The organism is Cupriavidus sp. MP-37 (assembly GCF_020618415.1).
GTDB lineage: Bacteria > Pseudomonadota > Gammaproteobacteria > Burkholderiales > Burkholderiaceae > Cupriavidus.
Genome location: NZ_CP085345.1, coordinates 83,208 through 97,579, shown reverse-complemented (window position 1 = coordinate 97,579; position 14,372 = coordinate 83,208). Strand labels below are relative to the sequence as shown.

General features: G+C 67.9%; 14 protein-coding genes and 1 tRNA gene. 5 read left to right on the top strand and 10 right to left on the bottom strand.

Translation table 11 applies throughout. From position 1 onward, the window contains the following. Positions 1–6 precede the first annotated feature (6 nt). A complete protein-coding gene (gene ribA / locus LIN44_RS17075; RefSeq protein ID WP_227315462.1) occupies positions 7–603 on the bottom strand; it encodes a GTP cyclohydrolase II in 597 nt (198 codons plus the stop codon). Positions 604–867: 264 nt separating this feature from the next. Here ribA and LIN44_RS17070 point away from each other — a divergent pair, with 264 nt between their 5' ends. Then, positions 868–1,398, top strand: a complete 531-nt coding sequence (locus LIN44_RS17070; protein ID WP_227315461.1) for a riboflavin biosynthesis protein RibA — start codon at positions 868–870, stop codon at positions 1,396–1,398. Here LIN44_RS17070 and LIN44_RS17065 read toward each other — a convergent pair whose 3' ends face one another. Then, a complete protein-coding gene (locus LIN44_RS17065; RefSeq protein WP_018007195.1) occupies positions 1,399–1,869 on the bottom strand; it encodes an Lrp/AsnC family transcriptional regulator in 471 nt (156 codons plus the stop codon). Positions 1,870–2,022: 153 nt separating this feature from the next. Between LIN44_RS17065 and LIN44_RS17060 the strand changes: the two genes are divergently transcribed. Continuing rightward, positions 2,023–2,364 carry an AsnC family transcriptional regulator gene (locus LIN44_RS17060; protein ID WP_227315460.1) on the top strand — a complete coding sequence of 114 codons (342 nt, stop codon included), beginning with the start codon at positions 2,023–2,025 and terminating at the stop codon, positions 2,362–2,364. A 15-nt stretch (positions 2,365–2,379) separates the two neighbouring features. On the opposite strand, the gene LIN44_RS17055 is transcribed toward LIN44_RS17060, so the two are convergent. Then, positions 2,380–3,303 (bottom strand): LysR family transcriptional regulator, encoded by a 924-nt coding sequence (locus tag LIN44_RS17055; RefSeq protein WP_227315459.1) that lies wholly within the window; start codon positions 3,301–3,303, stop codon positions 2,380–2,382. Between the two features lie 129 nt (positions 3,304–3,432). Between LIN44_RS17055 and metE the strand changes: the two genes are divergently transcribed. Beyond that, positions 3,433–5,811: a 5-methyltetrahydropteroyltriglutamate--homocysteine S-methyltransferase gene (metE, locus tag LIN44_RS17050; RefSeq protein ID WP_227315458.1), complete on the top strand. Its 2,379-nt coding sequence runs from the start codon at positions 3,433–3,435 to the stop codon at positions 5,809–5,811. 78 nt (positions 5,812–5,889) lie between these two features. Here metE and LIN44_RS17045 read toward each other — a convergent pair whose 3' ends face one another. The 6 genes from LIN44_RS17045 to LIN44_RS17020 form a co-directional block, all read right to left on the bottom strand. Further along, positions 5,890–7,302, bottom strand: coding sequence for a DUF1254 domain-containing protein (locus LIN44_RS17045; RefSeq protein WP_227315457.1), 1,413 nt, complete (start codon positions 7,300–7,302; stop codon positions 5,890–5,892). 263 nt (positions 7,303–7,565) lie between these two features. Next, positions 7,566–8,345 carry a 3-oxoadipate enol-lactonase gene (gene pcaD / locus LIN44_RS17040; protein WP_227315456.1) on the bottom strand — a complete coding sequence of 260 codons (780 nt, stop codon included), beginning with the start codon at positions 8,343–8,345 and terminating at the stop codon, positions 7,566–7,568. Positions 8,346–8,394: 49 nt separating this feature from the next. Then, positions 8,395–8,679, bottom strand: a complete 285-nt coding sequence (catC, locus tag LIN44_RS17035; RefSeq protein ID WP_092315626.1) for a muconolactone Delta-isomerase — start codon at positions 8,677–8,679, stop codon at positions 8,395–8,397. A 61-nt stretch (positions 8,680–8,740) separates the two neighbouring features. Next, a complete protein-coding gene (locus LIN44_RS17030; protein WP_092315624.1) occupies positions 8,741–9,037 on the bottom strand; it encodes a YciI family protein in 297 nt (98 codons plus the stop codon). Between the two features lie 37 nt (positions 9,038–9,074). Then, the gene (locus tag LIN44_RS17025; protein WP_092315622.1) at positions 9,075–10,415 is read right to left on the bottom strand and encodes a short-chain fatty acid transporter; all 1,341 of its coding nucleotides are present in this window, start codon (positions 10,413–10,415) and stop codon (positions 9,075–9,077) included. A gap of 197 nt (positions 10,416–10,612) precedes the next feature. Further along, the gene (locus LIN44_RS17020) at positions 10,613–10,990 is read right to left on the bottom strand and encodes a short-chain fatty acid transporter (protein ID WP_115682639.1); all 378 of its coding nucleotides are present in this window, start codon (positions 10,988–10,990) and stop codon (positions 10,613–10,615) included. Positions 10,991–11,260: 270 nt separating this feature from the next. Here LIN44_RS17020 and LIN44_RS17015 point away from each other — a divergent pair, with 270 nt between their 5' ends. Both LIN44_RS17015 and LIN44_RS17010 read left to right on the top strand, forming a co-directional pair. Further along, the gene (locus LIN44_RS17015; RefSeq protein WP_227315455.1) at positions 11,261–12,958 is read left to right on the top strand and encodes an MBL fold metallo-hydrolase; all 1,698 of its coding nucleotides are present in this window, start codon (positions 11,261–11,263) and stop codon (positions 12,956–12,958) included. Between the two features lie 80 nt (positions 12,959–13,038). Then, positions 13,039–13,115: transfer RNA gene (locus LIN44_RS17010), tRNA-Arg, on the top strand. Between the two features lie 93 nt (positions 13,116–13,208). On the opposite strand, the gene LIN44_RS17005 is transcribed toward LIN44_RS17010, so the two are convergent. Then, positions 13,209–14,012, bottom strand: coding sequence for a hydrolase (locus tag LIN44_RS17005; RefSeq protein WP_370641711.1), 804 nt, complete (start codon positions 14,010–14,012; stop codon positions 13,209–13,211). Between the last annotated feature and the right edge of the window lie 360 nt (positions 14,013–14,372).

Here is a 14,372-nt window from a genome sequence, read left to right as displayed (position 1 = left end):
GCGGTTTCAGTCCAGCAGATGCCCCATCCGCGTGCGCTTGGTCGCCAGGTATTTCTCGTTTTCGGCGTTCGACGGCACGATATGGCGCAGTTGCTCCGAAACGGTAATGCCTGCCTTCTCGAGCGCGGCGGCCTTGAGCGGGTTGTTGCTCATCAGGCGCACGGACTTGACGCCCCACTGGTGCAGCAGGTCGGCGGCAAAGGCATAGTTGCGGGCGTCGATGGCCTGGCCCAGGGCCAGGTTGGCGTCGACGGTGTCGAGACCGCCGTCTTGCAGGCGGTAGGCGCGGATCTTTTCGGCCAGGCCGATACCGCGCCCTTCGTGGCCGCGCAGGTACAACAGGATGCCGCGGCCTTCGGCAACGATCTTTTCCATGGCGAGTTCGAGCTGCGGCCCGCAATCGCAGCGGCAAGAGCCGAACACGTCACCGGTCAGGCATTCGGAATGCATGCGGATCAGCACGTTGTCGCCCGCCACATCGCCCACGCTGAGGGCCAGGTGCTCGATGCCTGAATCGGCGCCCTTGAAGGCGTGCGCCGTGAAGTCGCCGAATCGCGTCGGCAGGCGCGCCGAGTCGATCAGCTCAATTTCTGTGTCGTTCATACCGGAATTCTTGGTCAAAAGGCGGGGGCGCAGCCCGGCACCGCCGACATTATGAGCGGAATCGGGCGTTCGCGCTGGAATTCCCCCGCCGGGACTGGCGCTCGGGGTGGTCGGCCAATTCCTACAAGCGCAAGCGCCGTCGACTTATGCAGCCGCTTCAAACGGGTCTCTAGACTCGGTTTACAGGACATGGGTCGTCGCCCGGCGGGCGCGGAAACAGTGCGCAGTGCCCGCCTCGCGGCACGGCCGCAGCAGGAGTTCGCCATGACAGCCAATCCATTGAATGCCGAGGCCGCCAGCACCAGGATCGCAGCATTGTTCGACACCAAGCTCGCGGCCAGCAGCGCCGCCGAGCGCGTCTGCTACGAGGCGCACCTGAAGCGGGGGCAAGTGCGGCTGGTGCACCCGTATGAGGCCCATTTCGGCCGCAAGCTGGAGCCCGAGAACGACGGTATCGTCCAAACCGCGGTGCGCTCGCACCTGATGATGGCGGCGCTGGGGGCCGTGATCGGCCTCGCCGTGGTCGGCATCCTGCACCGGCAGGAAATCAACGCGGTGATGCAGAGCCCGGGCCTGGCGGCCGGCGCGGCCATATTCCTGGGGGTGATGTTCGGCATGCTGCTGGCTGGCCTGATGACCGCGCGGCCGGACCACCAGCTGGTGATCACGCCGGTGCGCGAGGCGGTGCAGCATGGCCGCTGGGCCGTGCTGGTGCACCCCACCACGCCGCAGCAATGCAACGAGGCGTTGCGCGCGCTGCGCAATACCACCGCAGAGGTGCTGCGGACCGCCTGATCACGGCTCGACCGAAGTCTCGCGCTTGAGCGTGCGCAGCACGAAGGTCGAGCGGCTGTGACGCAGGCCGGGCAGCTTGTAGAGCTTGTGGCGCAGGAACTCCTCATAACCCTGCGTGCCCGCCACCGCCACCTTGATCAGGTAGTCGTATTCGCCGGTCAGCAGGTAGGCCTCCATCACCTCCGGCAGTTCCGCCAGGGCCTTGCCGAAGCGGTACAGCATGTCGTCGTCGTGCCGCTCCAGCGTGACTTCGATCAGCACCGTGTCGGGCAAGCCCAACGCCTTCTGGTTCAGCAGCGCGGCGTAGCCTTCGATGACCCCACTCTCTTCCAGCGCTCTCACGCGATTCCAGCACGGCGTGGCCGACAGCCCCACCTGCTCGGCGAGCCGCGCATTGGACAGGCGGCCATCGCGCCGCAGTTCGCGCAGGATGCGGCGGTCGGTTTCGTCGAGTTTGGGTGACTGTGCCATCAAATACCTCAGCGAAAGAATAATCTCCTTCACATTCTATCAATATGCGGAAATCCTCCTGATACTCGACGGGATTCGAAGAGAATCAGGAAGCCAATTCTGCGGCACGGCTGGTAAATTTACCTGTATAGATCGACTTGCCGGAAACGACACATGCCCGCCACCCGCCCGCTTCCCACCTTGCGCCTCTCGCTGCGTCTCGCCCCCGCCGACCTGTTCGGCGCGATGGAATGGGTGCTGGCCAATGCGCGCCGTACCGGACTGGCGCCGCAGCAGATGCGCTTCGACGCCGCCCCGCAGGCGCTGATGCATGTCACGCTGACGGCAGACGACGCCGGCCTGCTGTGGTTGTTCCTGCGCCGCCTCGATAACGGCTTCGACGTCGAACTGCTGGTCGCTGACGTGGACGATCCGGACGACGACACGGTGGCCGAGCCGGCACCGCGCGCCGCCACGCGCCGCGACAGCGCCGCCGACCTGTTGCTGACCGCTTGAACCGACAGCGCGCCGCTACGCTGCCGGCGCCAGCAGCTCGATGCCGTCGAGCTGCGCCGCGCAGGTATCCCGCACGATCGCGACAAAATCCGCCACGTAGGGTCGCCGCGCCATCGCTGCCGGCACGGTCGCGTAGAGTTCGCTCCACAGCCCCCTGGCACCGATGCGCTTGGCCAGCACGTAGTCGTGGTCGACGTAGTTCTTGACGCCCCAGTTGGGCAGCGCCGCCACGCCGCGGCGGCTGGCCACCAGTTGCAGCACGGCCACCGTCAGTTCGGCGGTGCGCCGCTCCAGGTGGATCCCGGCGGGTTCGAGCACCTCGCGGATCAGGTCGATGCGTGATTCGGGCACCGGATAAGTGATCAGGGTTTCGCCGGCGAGGTCGGCGGCCTCGATGCGGCGCTTGTTGCGCAGCCGGTGTTCGTTGGCGATGACCGCGAGGATCTCGAAGCGGAACAGCGGCGCCACCTCCAGCCCGCGCGGCGCCGCCGGCTGCGAGCCGATCACCATGTCGGCGCGGCCGTTGCGCAGCAGCGCAATCGGATCGGCATGGAAGCCCGCGACCAGGTCCACCTCCACTTCCGGCCAGCGCCGGCGGAATTCGTCCATCACCGGCATCAGCCAGTCAAAGCACGTATGGCATTCCAGCACCACGCGCAACTCGCCGCGGGTGTCGCCCTTGAGCCGTTCGATATCGCGGTCGGCCGCGCTGACCGCGGCCAGCACCTCGCGCGCCAGTGCCAGCAGGCGCTCGCCCGCCGGCGTGAAGCGCAGGCCCTGGCGCGTGCGGTCGAACAACGGCAGGCCGTAGTGCGACTCGATCGCCTTGATCTGGTGCGACAGCGCTGACTGGCTGACATGCACGCGTTCGGCCGCGGTCGCCAGCTTGCCCGATTCGGCAATCGCCACCAGAGAACGCAAATGGCGGACTTCGATCATGCATGGCCCCCGCGTTGCCGCCTTCCCGTCTTGATATGAAATGGATTCATACGTTGTTTAAAACTTGTCGCTTGATTCATTTTATGGGCAAACCGACACTGTGCGCCAGACCTCTACCGGAGCAAGACCATGGCACGCACCCATATCCTCGGCTTTCCCCGCATCGGCGAGCGCCGCGAACTGAAGTTTGCGCAAGAAGCGTTCTGGCGCGGCGAACGCACCGAAGCCGAGCTGCGCGAGGTGGCCGCCCAGCTGCGCCGCCGCCACTGGCAGCTGCAGGCCGAACGCGGCCTGGACACCGTCGCCACCGGCGACTTTGCCTACTACGACCAGATGCTGAGCCTGACCGCGCTGCTGGGCGCGCTGCCGCGCCGCTTCGGCTTCGACCCGGCGCAACTCACGCTGGCGCAGTATTTCGAGCTGGCGCGCGGCAACCGCGAGCAGCCAGCGATGGAAATGACCAAGTGGTTCGACACCAACTACCACTACCTGGTCCCGGAGCTGGACGCCGACACCACCTTCGACGGCGGGCCGCAATGGTTCTTCGAGGAAACCGATGAAGCGCTGGCGCTGGGGCTGCGCGCCCGTCCGGCGCTGATCGGGCCGGTCACCTACCTGTGGCTGTCGAAGAGCCATGTGCCGGGCTTCGACCGGCTGTCGCTGCTGCCGCGGCTGCTGCAGGCGTATCGCCGCATCCTGGGCCAGCTGAAGGCACGCGGCATCGAATGGGTGCAGATCGATGAGCCGGCGCTGTGCCTGGATCTGGAACCGGCCTGGCTCGATGCCTTCGAGCGCGCCTATGCCGCGCTGCGTGAGGGCGGCCCGAAGCTGTTGCTGGCGACTTACTTTGATACCGCGGCCGACCATGCGCAGCGCGCGGCGGCCTTGCCTGTCGATGGCTTCCACATCGACCTGGTGCGCGCCCCCGACCAGCTGGCGGCATGGCAGGCCGCGCTGCCCGGCCATGCGGTGCTGTCGCTGGGCGTGATCGACGGCCGCAATATCTGGCGCACCGACCTGCGCCGCGTGCTGGACCTGCTGCGCCCGCTGCACCGCGCGCTGGGCGAGCGCCTGTGGCTGGCGCCGTCGTGCTCGCTGCTGCATGTGCCGGTGTCGCTGGCGCAGGAGTCGCGGCTCGATGCCGAGCTAAAGTCCTGGCTCGCCTTCGCCACCGAAAAGCTCGACGAACTGTCGGTACTGGCACGCGCGCTCAACCAGGGCGACGGGATCGTCGCCGATGCGCTGGCCGCGTCGGACGCCGCACAGGCATCGCGCCGGAGCTCGCGGCGCGTGGTTAACCCGCGCGTGCAGCAGCGCCTGGCTGGCGTGACTGACGCAATGGCGCACCGCGCCAGCCCCTTTGCCGAGCGCATCGAGCGCCAGCGCGCGGCGCTTGCGCTGCCGCTGTTGCCGACCACCACGATCGGCTCGTTCCCGCAGACCGCGGCGATCCGGCAAACCCGGGCCGCCTTCAAGCGCGGCGAGATCGGTGCGCTGGAATACCTGGAGCGCATCCGCGCCGAGATCGCGCTGGCGGTGCGCAAGCAGGAAGCGCTGGGGCTGGATGTGCTGGTGCACGGCGAGGCCGAGCGCAACGACATGGTCGAATACTTCGGCGAGCAACTGTGCGGCTACGGCTTCACCGAGAACGGCTGGGTGCAGAGCTATGGCTCGCGCTGCGTCAAGCCGCCGGTGATCTACGGCGACGTGTACCGCCCGGAACCGATGACGGTCGACACGGCCCGCTACGCGCAGTCGCTGACCGAGCGGCCGATGAAGGGCATGCTGACCGGCCCCATCACCATGCTGCAGTGGTCCTTCGTGCGCGACGACCAGCCGCGTGCCACCACCGCGCGCCAGCTGGCGCTGGCGATCCGCGACGAGGTGTGCGACCTCGAGCAGGCCGGCATCCGCGTGATCCAGATCGACGAACCGGCGCTGCGCGAAGGGCTGCCGCTGCGCCGCGCCGACTGGGACAGCTATCTGGACTGGGCCGTGACCGCGTTCCGCCTGTCGGCCAGCGGCGTGCAGGACCAGACCCAGATCCATACGCATATGTGCTATGCCGAATTCAACGACATCCTGCCCGCGATCGCGGCGATGGACGCGGACGTGATCACCGTCGAGACCTCGCGCTCGGCGATGGAACTGCTGGAGGGCTTCGGCGATTTCGACTACCCCAACGAGATCGGCCCGGGCGTCTATGACATCCACTCGCCGCGCGTGCCGTCGGTGCAGGCGATGGAGCGGCTGCTGGACCGCGCCTGCGAGGTGGTGCCGCCGCAGCGGCTGTGGGTCAATCCTGACTGCGGGCTGAAGACGCGCGGCTGGGAGGAAACCGAAGCGGCGCTGGCCAACATGGTCAGCGCGGCCCGCGCGCTGCGCCAGCGCCTGTCGGCGCCGGAAATCGCGGCGTGGAAGCGTGTCGAGCGCACTCCCGCTGCCGGCATCGCACCAGCGCCGCACGCGGCCGGCGCCTGCACCGCCTGCGCCACGCACGCGCACTGACAAGCCGCCCCCGCGTAAAAAAGCAGGCCGCATGCCCGTCGGGGCATGCGGCCTGTTTGCCTGGCGGCGTCCGGCGGATCAGTTCACGCGCATCACCGGCGGCGGCATCCAGGTGCCGTCGAGCAGCGCCTGTTCCGGCCAGTACGCGCGCAGCATCATGTTCAGGCCATCGGGCGGCGCCGGCAGCCAGTTGGCGGCCCGGGCGCCGGCCGGGCGTTCATGCTGGATGTAGATGTCGAGCGAGCCGTCGCGGTTGTAGCGCAGGCGGTCGCGGCTGCCGATGGCGTAGCGCCGGATCGGGTTCGGGACAAAGGCCTGGCGCTCGTTGTACAGCGTCAGCGACCAGAACGCGCGCGCCGGCGGCAGCTGGTGCTTGTCGAAGTGCAGCACGTAGCGCGCCCCGCCCTGCAGCGGCTTGCCGTTGGCATCGGTGCGGGTCGAGGCGTAGATCGCGTCCTCCGGCAGGTTGGCGCCCAGCCCTACCCATGCCGTGACCGCGCGGCGGCCATAGCTGGTGCCGTAGGTGCCCAGGTCGCGATGCATGACCCAGCCGTTGCCGGCGTCGGCATTGCCCTTGCGCGCCGCCTGCTCGATCGCCGCCAGCGCGGCCGTGGCCCCTTCCTGCACGGCCCGCGCGGTGGACGGTTCCATCACCGTGGTCTTGAACGGCACGCCCGGGCGGATGCCCATGCGGCGCATCTTCTCGACCATCGCGCTGTCGGCCGGCGCCGGCGGGTTGGCCGGCAGCAGCGCGGCAAAGCGCGTGAAGAACGCCTGCGCATCCATGGCTGCCACCTGCTCGACCGGGGCGCTGTTGGGGTCCAGCGCGGGCCGCGCCGCGGCCTTGTCCGGCACGCGGCGGCCGCCGCCCCAGGCCGACAGCGGCGTCAGCCGGTACTGGTCCTGCAGCCGGTGCACCGCCGCGAAGTCCTGCTTGCCGCTGGCCTGGGTGCGGCCGATCAGCCAGACCATCGAGGTGGGCGAGCGGATCTCCTGCATGCCCTTGGGCAGCGTGCCGCGCCAGTCAGGGCCGGTGATGGCGAAGTTGCCGCGGCGGGTGCCGGTGGTGCGCTTGCCCGGTGCGGCAAACACATTGGTCCAGGCATCCATCAGCGGCATCAGGTAATAGCGCCCGCGCGTATCGGGCACGGACAGGATCACCGGCTCGCGCGACAGATCCAGCCACGCCGACGAGTACAGCGTGTCGGCATTGGGGCTGACCACATCGGTGAAGGTGGCATCCGGGAAGGTGCGCTTGTGGCTGAAGGTGTTGGCGGGCGTGCGCAGCGTCATCAGCTCGCGCGTCACGTCCATCAGCACCATCGGATAGGCAAAGGTGAAGACCTCGGCGGACAAGGCCTTCATGGCCTGGTCGGAGGGCGGCTGCTCGGCGGCCGCCGGGTTGCCGGCATAGTCGGGCCCGGTAGCGCAGCCGGACAGCATGACGGCGAGCGTGACCGCGCCCGCCAGTTGACGAAGGATAGGCTTCATGACCCCGATTCCCAAAGTTCTTGCGTGTTCTCCGGGCATTTCGGCTATGACTGCCGGCATGTCGTCCCGAAGGCGCATCTGTCGTGGCATCTTGTCCGCGCGCTTCGGGCCTGTCAATTCCTCGAATGCGGGGATCCGAGACCGGGCGCACTAACTGCAAAGCACGACGGCGAAGCACGACGGCAAAGCACAACGGCAAAGGGGTGCATGATAAGCCACGCTGCCGGGCTACGAAAAGACCCGGCCGGCTGCGGCTGGGCGGCTCAGCGGGCCAGGAAATCGAGCACGACCTTGCCGAAGGCCTGTGGCTGCTCCAGGTTGGAGATATGCGCGGCTTCCAGCTCGACGTAGTGCGCGCCGGGAATCGTCTGCGCCAGATACACGCCATCGCGCGGCGGCGTCGGCAGGTCGCCCGAGCCGGCAATCACCAGCGTGGGCATGGCGATGCCGCCGACCTCGGCGCGCAGGTCGGCGTCGCGCACCGCCAGGCAGTTGGCGGCATAGCCCGCGGCCGGGCTGGCGCCGAGCATGGCGCGCAGCGACCCCACCAGTTCCGGATGCGCGGCCGCGTAGGCCGGGGTCAGCCACTTGTCGACCACCGCCGCGGCGATCGACGCCATGCCGTCGCGCTCGACCGCCGCGGCACGGTTGGTCCAGTTTTCGGGCGGGCCGATATACGCCGCGGTATTGCACAGCACCAGCTTGCGCAGCCGCGGCGCATGGTTCAGCGCCAGCCACATGCCGGTGATGCCGCCCATCGACAGGCCGCAGAAGCTGGCCTGGCCGATGCCAAGATGGTCGAGCAGCCCGATCACGTCGCCGCCCAGTTGCGCGATGCTGTAGGGACCGGGCGGCACCGATGACTGGCCATGCCCGCGCGTGTCGTAGCGCAGCACACGGAAATGCTGGCTGAAGGCATCCACCTGCGGGGCCCACATGTCCAGGCTGGTGCCGAGGGAGTTGGACAGCACCAGCACCGGCAGGTGCTCGGCGCCATCGAGGCGGTAGTGCAGGCGGACGTCGGGAAGATCGGCGAAGGGCATGGTGTCGGTCAGTCAGGGATCACGGGCGGCGTGGCGGGAGCGGTCCGGCTCAGTTCTGCGCGATGGCGGAACCGTGCTGGGCCAGCGGCGTGACCTTGATCTCCATGTACGGGTACAGCGGCAGCGCGGTCAGCAAGGTATGCAGTTCATCATTGTCGCTGACGTCAAAGATGCTGACGTTGGCGTACTGGCCCACCACGCGCCACAGGTGGCGCCACTTGCCTTCGCGCTGCAGGCGCTGCGACATGGCCTTTTCATCGGCCTTGAGCTGCTCGACGAATTGCGGGTCGAGCGATGCGGGAATCCTGACGGTCATTTCGGCCATGAACAGCATGGGGTCTCCTGGAGTTGGGTGGCGATGGGGCAGCGTGCGCGGCCCGGTTTACAGACGCGTTTTACAGACGGCAAGTGCCGTCGAGATAGGCCTTGCGCCAGCGCACGATGCGCACCTCGGCAAACAGGCCCGCCGCGGCGAACGGGTCGGCGTCGATAAAGCGCTGCGCGGCCTCGCGGCTGTCGACATCGACGATATAGACGCCGCCGCCGGCGTCGGAGCCATCATCGTTGAGCTTGGCGCCGCAGGCCAGCAGCAGCGCCTTGTTGGCGTCGAGGTAGTCCAGGTGGCTGGCGCGGGTGGCCTGGCGCACGTGCTGGTGGTCGGGCTTGTCGACGGTTTCGATCAGGTACGGCATGCGTTTCTCCTGTCAGCCTTGCGGCCGGGCATCAAAGTCAGGCAATCTGCGCGCCCCACATCAGCATCGCAGCGATATAGATCAGGCCTACCCAGAACATCATGATCACGGTGTAGCCCATCACGTCCTTCAGGTTCAGCTTCGACAGCGCCAGCGCGGGCAGGATCCAGAACGGCTGCACCAGGTCGTTCCAGGCGTTGCCGAGCATCACCGACATCGAGGTCTGGCTGACCGAGCTGTTGATGGCCTTGGCCGCGTCGACCATGAACGGGCCCTGGATCACCCAGTGGCCGCCGCCGGACGGCGCGAAGAAGTTGATCACGAAGGAACTGACCAGGCCCCAGAACGGCAGCGTCTGCGGCGTGGCGATATCGACGAACACGCGCGAGATGGTATCCACCAGCCCAGAGCCGGCCATGATCGCCATGATGCCCGCATAGAACGGATACTGCAGGATGATGCCGGAAATGGTCTTGATGCCTTCGTTGAGCTTGGCCACGTAGTTGACCGGCGTGCCCAGCAGCAGCACCCCGCCGAACAGGATCAGGAAGTTGATCAGGTTCAGGTCGAGCGAGCCGCCCTGGGTGAAGTAGATGACGGCATAGGCCATGCCGCACAGCCCGATCGCCAGGCTCAGGATGCGGCTGTTGTTCAGGCGCCCGGCCAGCGTGTTCTCGCCGCCGATGCTGTGTCCCGGGCCGGCGTCGGCCCGGGCCGGTTCCTGCTCGCGGCGGATCTCGACCACTTCGGCCGGATGGCGCGGGTGCAGCCAGGCATTGAGCAGCGGCAGCGTGACGATCACCGCCAGGCTGGTCAGCAGCATCGGCGTCGAGAAGATGGTCTCTGACAGCGGGATCACCCCCATCGCCTTTTCCATCGGATGCCCCGGGGTCGAGATCAGCACCGGGATGCTGGCCGAGAGGCCCAGCCCGTAGAGGGTGAAGCCGCTGTATGCCGAAGCGATGATCAGCGGGTAATGCACGCCGCGGACCTTCAGCGCCAGCTTCTTCGCGATGATGCCGCCGATGACCAGCCCGAAGCCCCAGTTCAGGTAGCTGCCGATGCCGCCCACCAGCGTGGCGACGATGATGGCCGTGCGCGGCGTATGCACGGCGCCGACGATGCGGTCGAGCATGCGGTCGGTCAGCGGCGCGGTGGCCAGCACGTAGCCCATCGCCAGGATCACGGCCATCTGCGTGGTGAAGGCCAGCAGGTTCCAGAAGCCCTTGCCCCAGCTGGCGATCACCGCCGGGGCCGCCTGCCCCTGCACCAGCACCGCCAGCGCCATGGTCAGCAGCGTCAGGCCGATGGCAAACACAAAGGGATCCGGCAGGTACCGGCGCATGAGTTCGGTGAAGAACCCGGCGATCTTGTTCATGACTTCCTTGTCTCAGAGTCGGCTAATGTTACGCCATTAGAACTACAGTTCTATATGCGAACTTAGCAACGGCGCGTGGCTATGCTAATGGCCGTTCGACCGGTAGGTCAAGGAAATGGGAAGCCGCGATTACCGCTATTTAGCGCAATAGTTACGCGCTTCGGCGCCGCGTATTTTCGGTGGAGCGGCTGCGCGGGTCAGTACCGCATCTGGACATCGTCGACCTTGCCGGTGCGCGCGTTGTACAGGCAGACGTAATGGAAGCCGATCGCGGACGAGCTGTCGTCCGGCTCGAACACGCCTTCGCCGTTGACCGAGGTCTGCGCGTTGGGACGCTGGTAGTACTGTTCGCGGTCGGCCATCAGCATGACGCTGCCCGGTTGCGGATAGCGGCGCTGGAGCGCTTCCGCCACCGCGGGCTCGCAGGCCGCCGATGCCGCCCGTGACATGGCCTGGGGGTCGACGGTGATGCGGGTGGCAGGCGGCGGCACCGGGCGCGGTGCCAGCTGCGGCGGCGTCTCGCAAGCCGCCACCAGGCACGCAACCGTCAGGCACAGGTAAGAAGCACGGATCACGCGGACCTCCTCCGAGGGGAGCGCCGGCGCGGCGCTCCGGAAAGTGAAGCGGAGCTATCAGGTTACTGCCTGTGGCCGGAAAAGCCAAAGCCCGACCAGGGTTGCCGCCTGCCCGGACCCGCGTGGCAGCAGCCGCGGCGCCGGCGTTCCCCGGACTTTCCCGGACTTTCGAATCCGCGAACGCGGCTAAACTAGCGCACGCGGCCGCGCCCGGCCTTGCCCGACCTTGCCCCCCGGCGCGCCGCGCGTACAACCCACGATGCCGACACAATGACAACCACAGAGACAAGCGGCAACCGCCCCGCCATCCCCACGCCACTGCTGCGCACGGCCGCCAGCCTGCTGGTGGTGCGCGACGCGCCCGGCGGCATGGAAGTGCTGCTGGTGCGCCGCGTCGAACGCGCCAACGACCGCAGCAGCGGCGCCTATGTTTTTCCCGGCGGCACCCTCGATGCGCAAGACCGGCACCTGCACGCGCACGCCCACGGCCTCGATGACGCCATCGCCAGCGAGCGCCTGGGCCTGCCGGCCAGCGGCCTGGACTTCTACCTCGCCGCGGTGCGCGAATGCTTCGAAGAAGCCGGCCTGCTGTTCGCCTGCGACCCTCAAGGGCGCCTGCGCGCGCCGCACGAGCTGGACCCCGCGCAGCAGGCGCTGCTGCGCGAGGCCGTGCAACGCGGCGGTCCCGGGCTGGCCCACGCCTGCGAGCAGCTCGGCCTGCGCCTGGCGGCGGACCGCCTGGCCTATCACAGCTACTGGCTGACGCCGCCCGGCCTGCCCAAGCGTTTCGACACCCGCTTCTTCGTCGCCATCGCGCCCGAGGGCCAGCTGGCCGTGCCTGACGGCACCGAGATCGTGGAGCACCGCTGGGTGCGCCCGGCCGACGCCGCCGACCCTGCCAGCGGCCTGCCGATGATGCATGTCACGCGCAAAACGCTGAGCTCGATCGCACAGTTCGAGACCGCCGCCGCGTGCTTTGCCTATTTCTCGCAGTTGCGCGGCATCGCCTGCATCATGCCGCGGCTCGCTACCGGCGCGGCCGGGGTGCGCCCGGTGATGCCGAACGAGCCGTGCTACGCCGAGATCGGCCGCATCGACCCCGACGGCAAAGTGCACGGGCGCTACGAGCTTGCACCCGGCGTGCCGGTGCAGTTGTCGCAGCGGGTATGGCGCGTCACCGCCAACAACGGCAGCGTGATGACCGGCCCGGGCACCAATACCTACCTGGTCGGCGGCGGCGCACGCAACGAATGGGCGGTGATCGATCCGGGCCCGGACGATGGCGAGCATGTACGCGCCATCCTGGAAGCGGCGCCCGGCCCGATCCGCTGGATTCTCGCCACGCATACGCACCTGGACCATTCGCCCGCGGCGGCGGCGTTGCAGGCCGCCACCGGCGCCACCGTGCTGGGACGCGCCGCACCCGCCGGCCCCTGGCAGGACGCCACCTTCGCGCCGCAGCGCGAACTGCAGCATGGCGAGCGCCTGGCCCTGGCGGAAGACTGTACCCTGCGCGTCTGCCACACCCCCGGCCATGCGTCCAACCACTTGTGCTACCTGCTGGAGGAAGAGAAGACCCTCTTCACCGGCGACCACGTGATGCAGGGATCGACGGTCGTGATCGGGCCGCCCGACGGCGACATGCGTGCCTACCTGAACTCGCTCGCGGCGCTGCAGGAAGAAGACCTCGAGTGGCTGGCGCCGGGGCACGGTTTCCTGATCGCGCGCCCGCAGGACGCGATCCGCATCCTGGTGCGGCACCGCCTGCAGCGCGAGGCCAAGGTCGCCGGCGCGCTGCGCGAACTCGGCCCTGCTGCGCTCGGCGAACTGGTGCAGCGGGTCTATGACGATGTGCCGCCGCGCATGCACCCGGTGGCGCAGCGCTCGCTGCTGGCGCACCTGCTCAAGCTGCGTGACGAAGGCAAGGCCCAGGAGGCGGATGGCGTGTGGTCGGAAGCCGCGGGCTGAAGCCGGCGGCGGTCGATGAAGATTTTTGGGCGGGGGGCTTGCGCAAATCAATAATTGCGATACAATTGCGCCTCTCGTGTGCGGCTGTAGCTCAGTTGGATAGAGTACTTGGCTACGAACCAAGGGGTCGTGGGTTCGAATCCTGCCAGCCGCGCCACCTATGCAGAAAGAAAAAGGGCTTCCGGAAACGGAAGCCCTTTTTTGTTGCCGCGCGCCTTGCGCGCGACTGCCCCCACCACCCCAACAACCCCTACCAGCGATAGCGCGCGCCGACGGTGCCGCTCGGGTTGCGCCCCGCCCTGACCTTGAACCACAGCTTGACGCCGGTCTTGGTATTGCCATGCGCGCCGATATTGAACGAGAACAGTCCGCGCAGCAGGTCGGCATCGATCTTGGTGCCGTTGATATTGATGACCTGCTTGCGGCTCTCTTGCCACCAGTCGGCCTCGACGAACGGATAGATGCCGGCCAGCCGTGTCGGCTGCGCGCCGTACAGGCGCACACCGATGCCGGTGGCGCTGGCATCGCCGGGCATGGCCTGCGACAACTTGTTCGGGTCCGCGCTCATGCCGGGCTGGTAGGCAAGTTGCAGCCGCGGCTGGATGGTCAGCCCGCCGGCGCGCGGCACCACGGCATCGACCGCCAGCGCCATGGTGCGCACGCGGTTGTCGGCAAAGCCGCTGGCGGTGGTGATGTCATCGAGATGCAGCGACAGCCGGCGCGCACGCTCGGGCATGGCCGCGGTCTCGCGGTCCACCGCGGCGAGGCCCGGGGCATCGTCATCGGGCCCGGCGCCGAGGGCGCGCGGCAATGTGGAAGAAGATGGGGATGGTGCGGACACCGCCGCGTATTCGACCACCACCGGCTCCAGCGGCTGGACCATCCAGCCGCCCGCTTCGGCGCCGTCGGCGAACTGCCCGGCAACCTGCGCCAGCTCCGCCGGACCGGCTTGCGCCAGTCTTGCCTGCAGCGGTGGATCAGAGCCGGAAGCGCCGTGGAAATCCGGCAAGGCTTCATCTGCGTGGGCCAGCGCACACATCAGCATGGCCAGCATGGCGCAGTAATGCAGGTGATGGCGGACGCTGCCGGGATGCGCGGCACAGCCGTGCCATCCGGGGCTCGTCCCCGCCTCCCTCTCTCTCGATGATGACAAGACCAACGTCATGGCAACCACCTTCGGGACGTTATAAATGCCTGCCCGATGAGCTTGAGCATAGGTCAAATGCCCCGCCAGAGTTAGCCGCAAATGTTCGGCTGCGCGCCTCCGCGAAAAGCCTGCCGGGCAAGGGCCGGCGCCGCTGTCGCCCGCGCGAATCGCGGAAGATTTGGACAGGTGCCGCAGCGTTTTCGTCAATAATGTCGGGATTGACAGAATTTTCACGCATGGCCCGGCCACTGGCAGCCGGGTGGAGAC

Coding starts and splice junctions, on each gene's coding strand:
- ribA (WP_227315462.1), bottom strand. CDS start 603: ATGAACGACACAGAAATTGAGCTGATCGACTCGGCGCGCCTGCCGACG.
- LIN44_RS17070 (WP_227315461.1), top strand. CDS start 868: ATGACAGCCAATCCATTGAATGCCGAGGCCGCCAGCACCAGGATCGCA.
- LIN44_RS17065 (WP_018007195.1), bottom strand. CDS start 1,869: ATGGCACAGTCACCCAAACTCGACGAAACCGACCGCCGCATCCTGCGC.
- LIN44_RS17060 (WP_227315460.1), top strand. CDS start 2,023: ATGCCCGCCACCCGCCCGCTTCCCACCTTGCGCCTCTCGCTGCGTCTC.
- LIN44_RS17055 (WP_227315459.1), bottom strand. CDS start 3,303: ATGATCGAAGTCCGCCATTTGCGTTCTCTGGTGGCGATTGCCGAATCG.
- metE (WP_227315458.1), top strand. CDS start 3,433: ATGGCACGCACCCATATCCTCGGCTTTCCCCGCATCGGCGAGCGCCGC.
- LIN44_RS17045 (WP_227315457.1), bottom strand. CDS start 7,302: ATGAAGCCTATCCTTCGTCAACTGGCGGGCGCGGTCACGCTCGCCGTC.
- pcaD (WP_227315456.1), bottom strand. CDS start 8,345: ATGCCCTTCGCCGATCTTCCCGACGTCCGCCTGCACTACCGCCTCGAT.
- catC (WP_092315626.1), bottom strand. CDS start 8,679: ATGCTGTTCATGGCCGAAATGACCGTCAGGATTCCCGCATCGCTCGAC.
- LIN44_RS17030 (WP_092315624.1), bottom strand. CDS start 9,037: ATGCCGTACCTGATCGAAACCGTCGACAAGCCCGACCACCAGCACGTG.
- LIN44_RS17025 (WP_092315622.1), bottom strand. CDS start 10,415: ATGAACAAGATCGCCGGGTTCTTCACCGAACTCATGCGCCGGTACCTG.
- LIN44_RS17015 (WP_227315455.1), top strand. CDS start 11,261: ATGACAACCACAGAGACAAGCGGCAACCGCCCCGCCATCCCCACGCCA.
- LIN44_RS17005 (WP_370641711.1), bottom strand. CDS start 14,012: ATGCTGGCCATGCTGATGTGTGCGCTGGCCCACGCAGATGAAGCCTTG.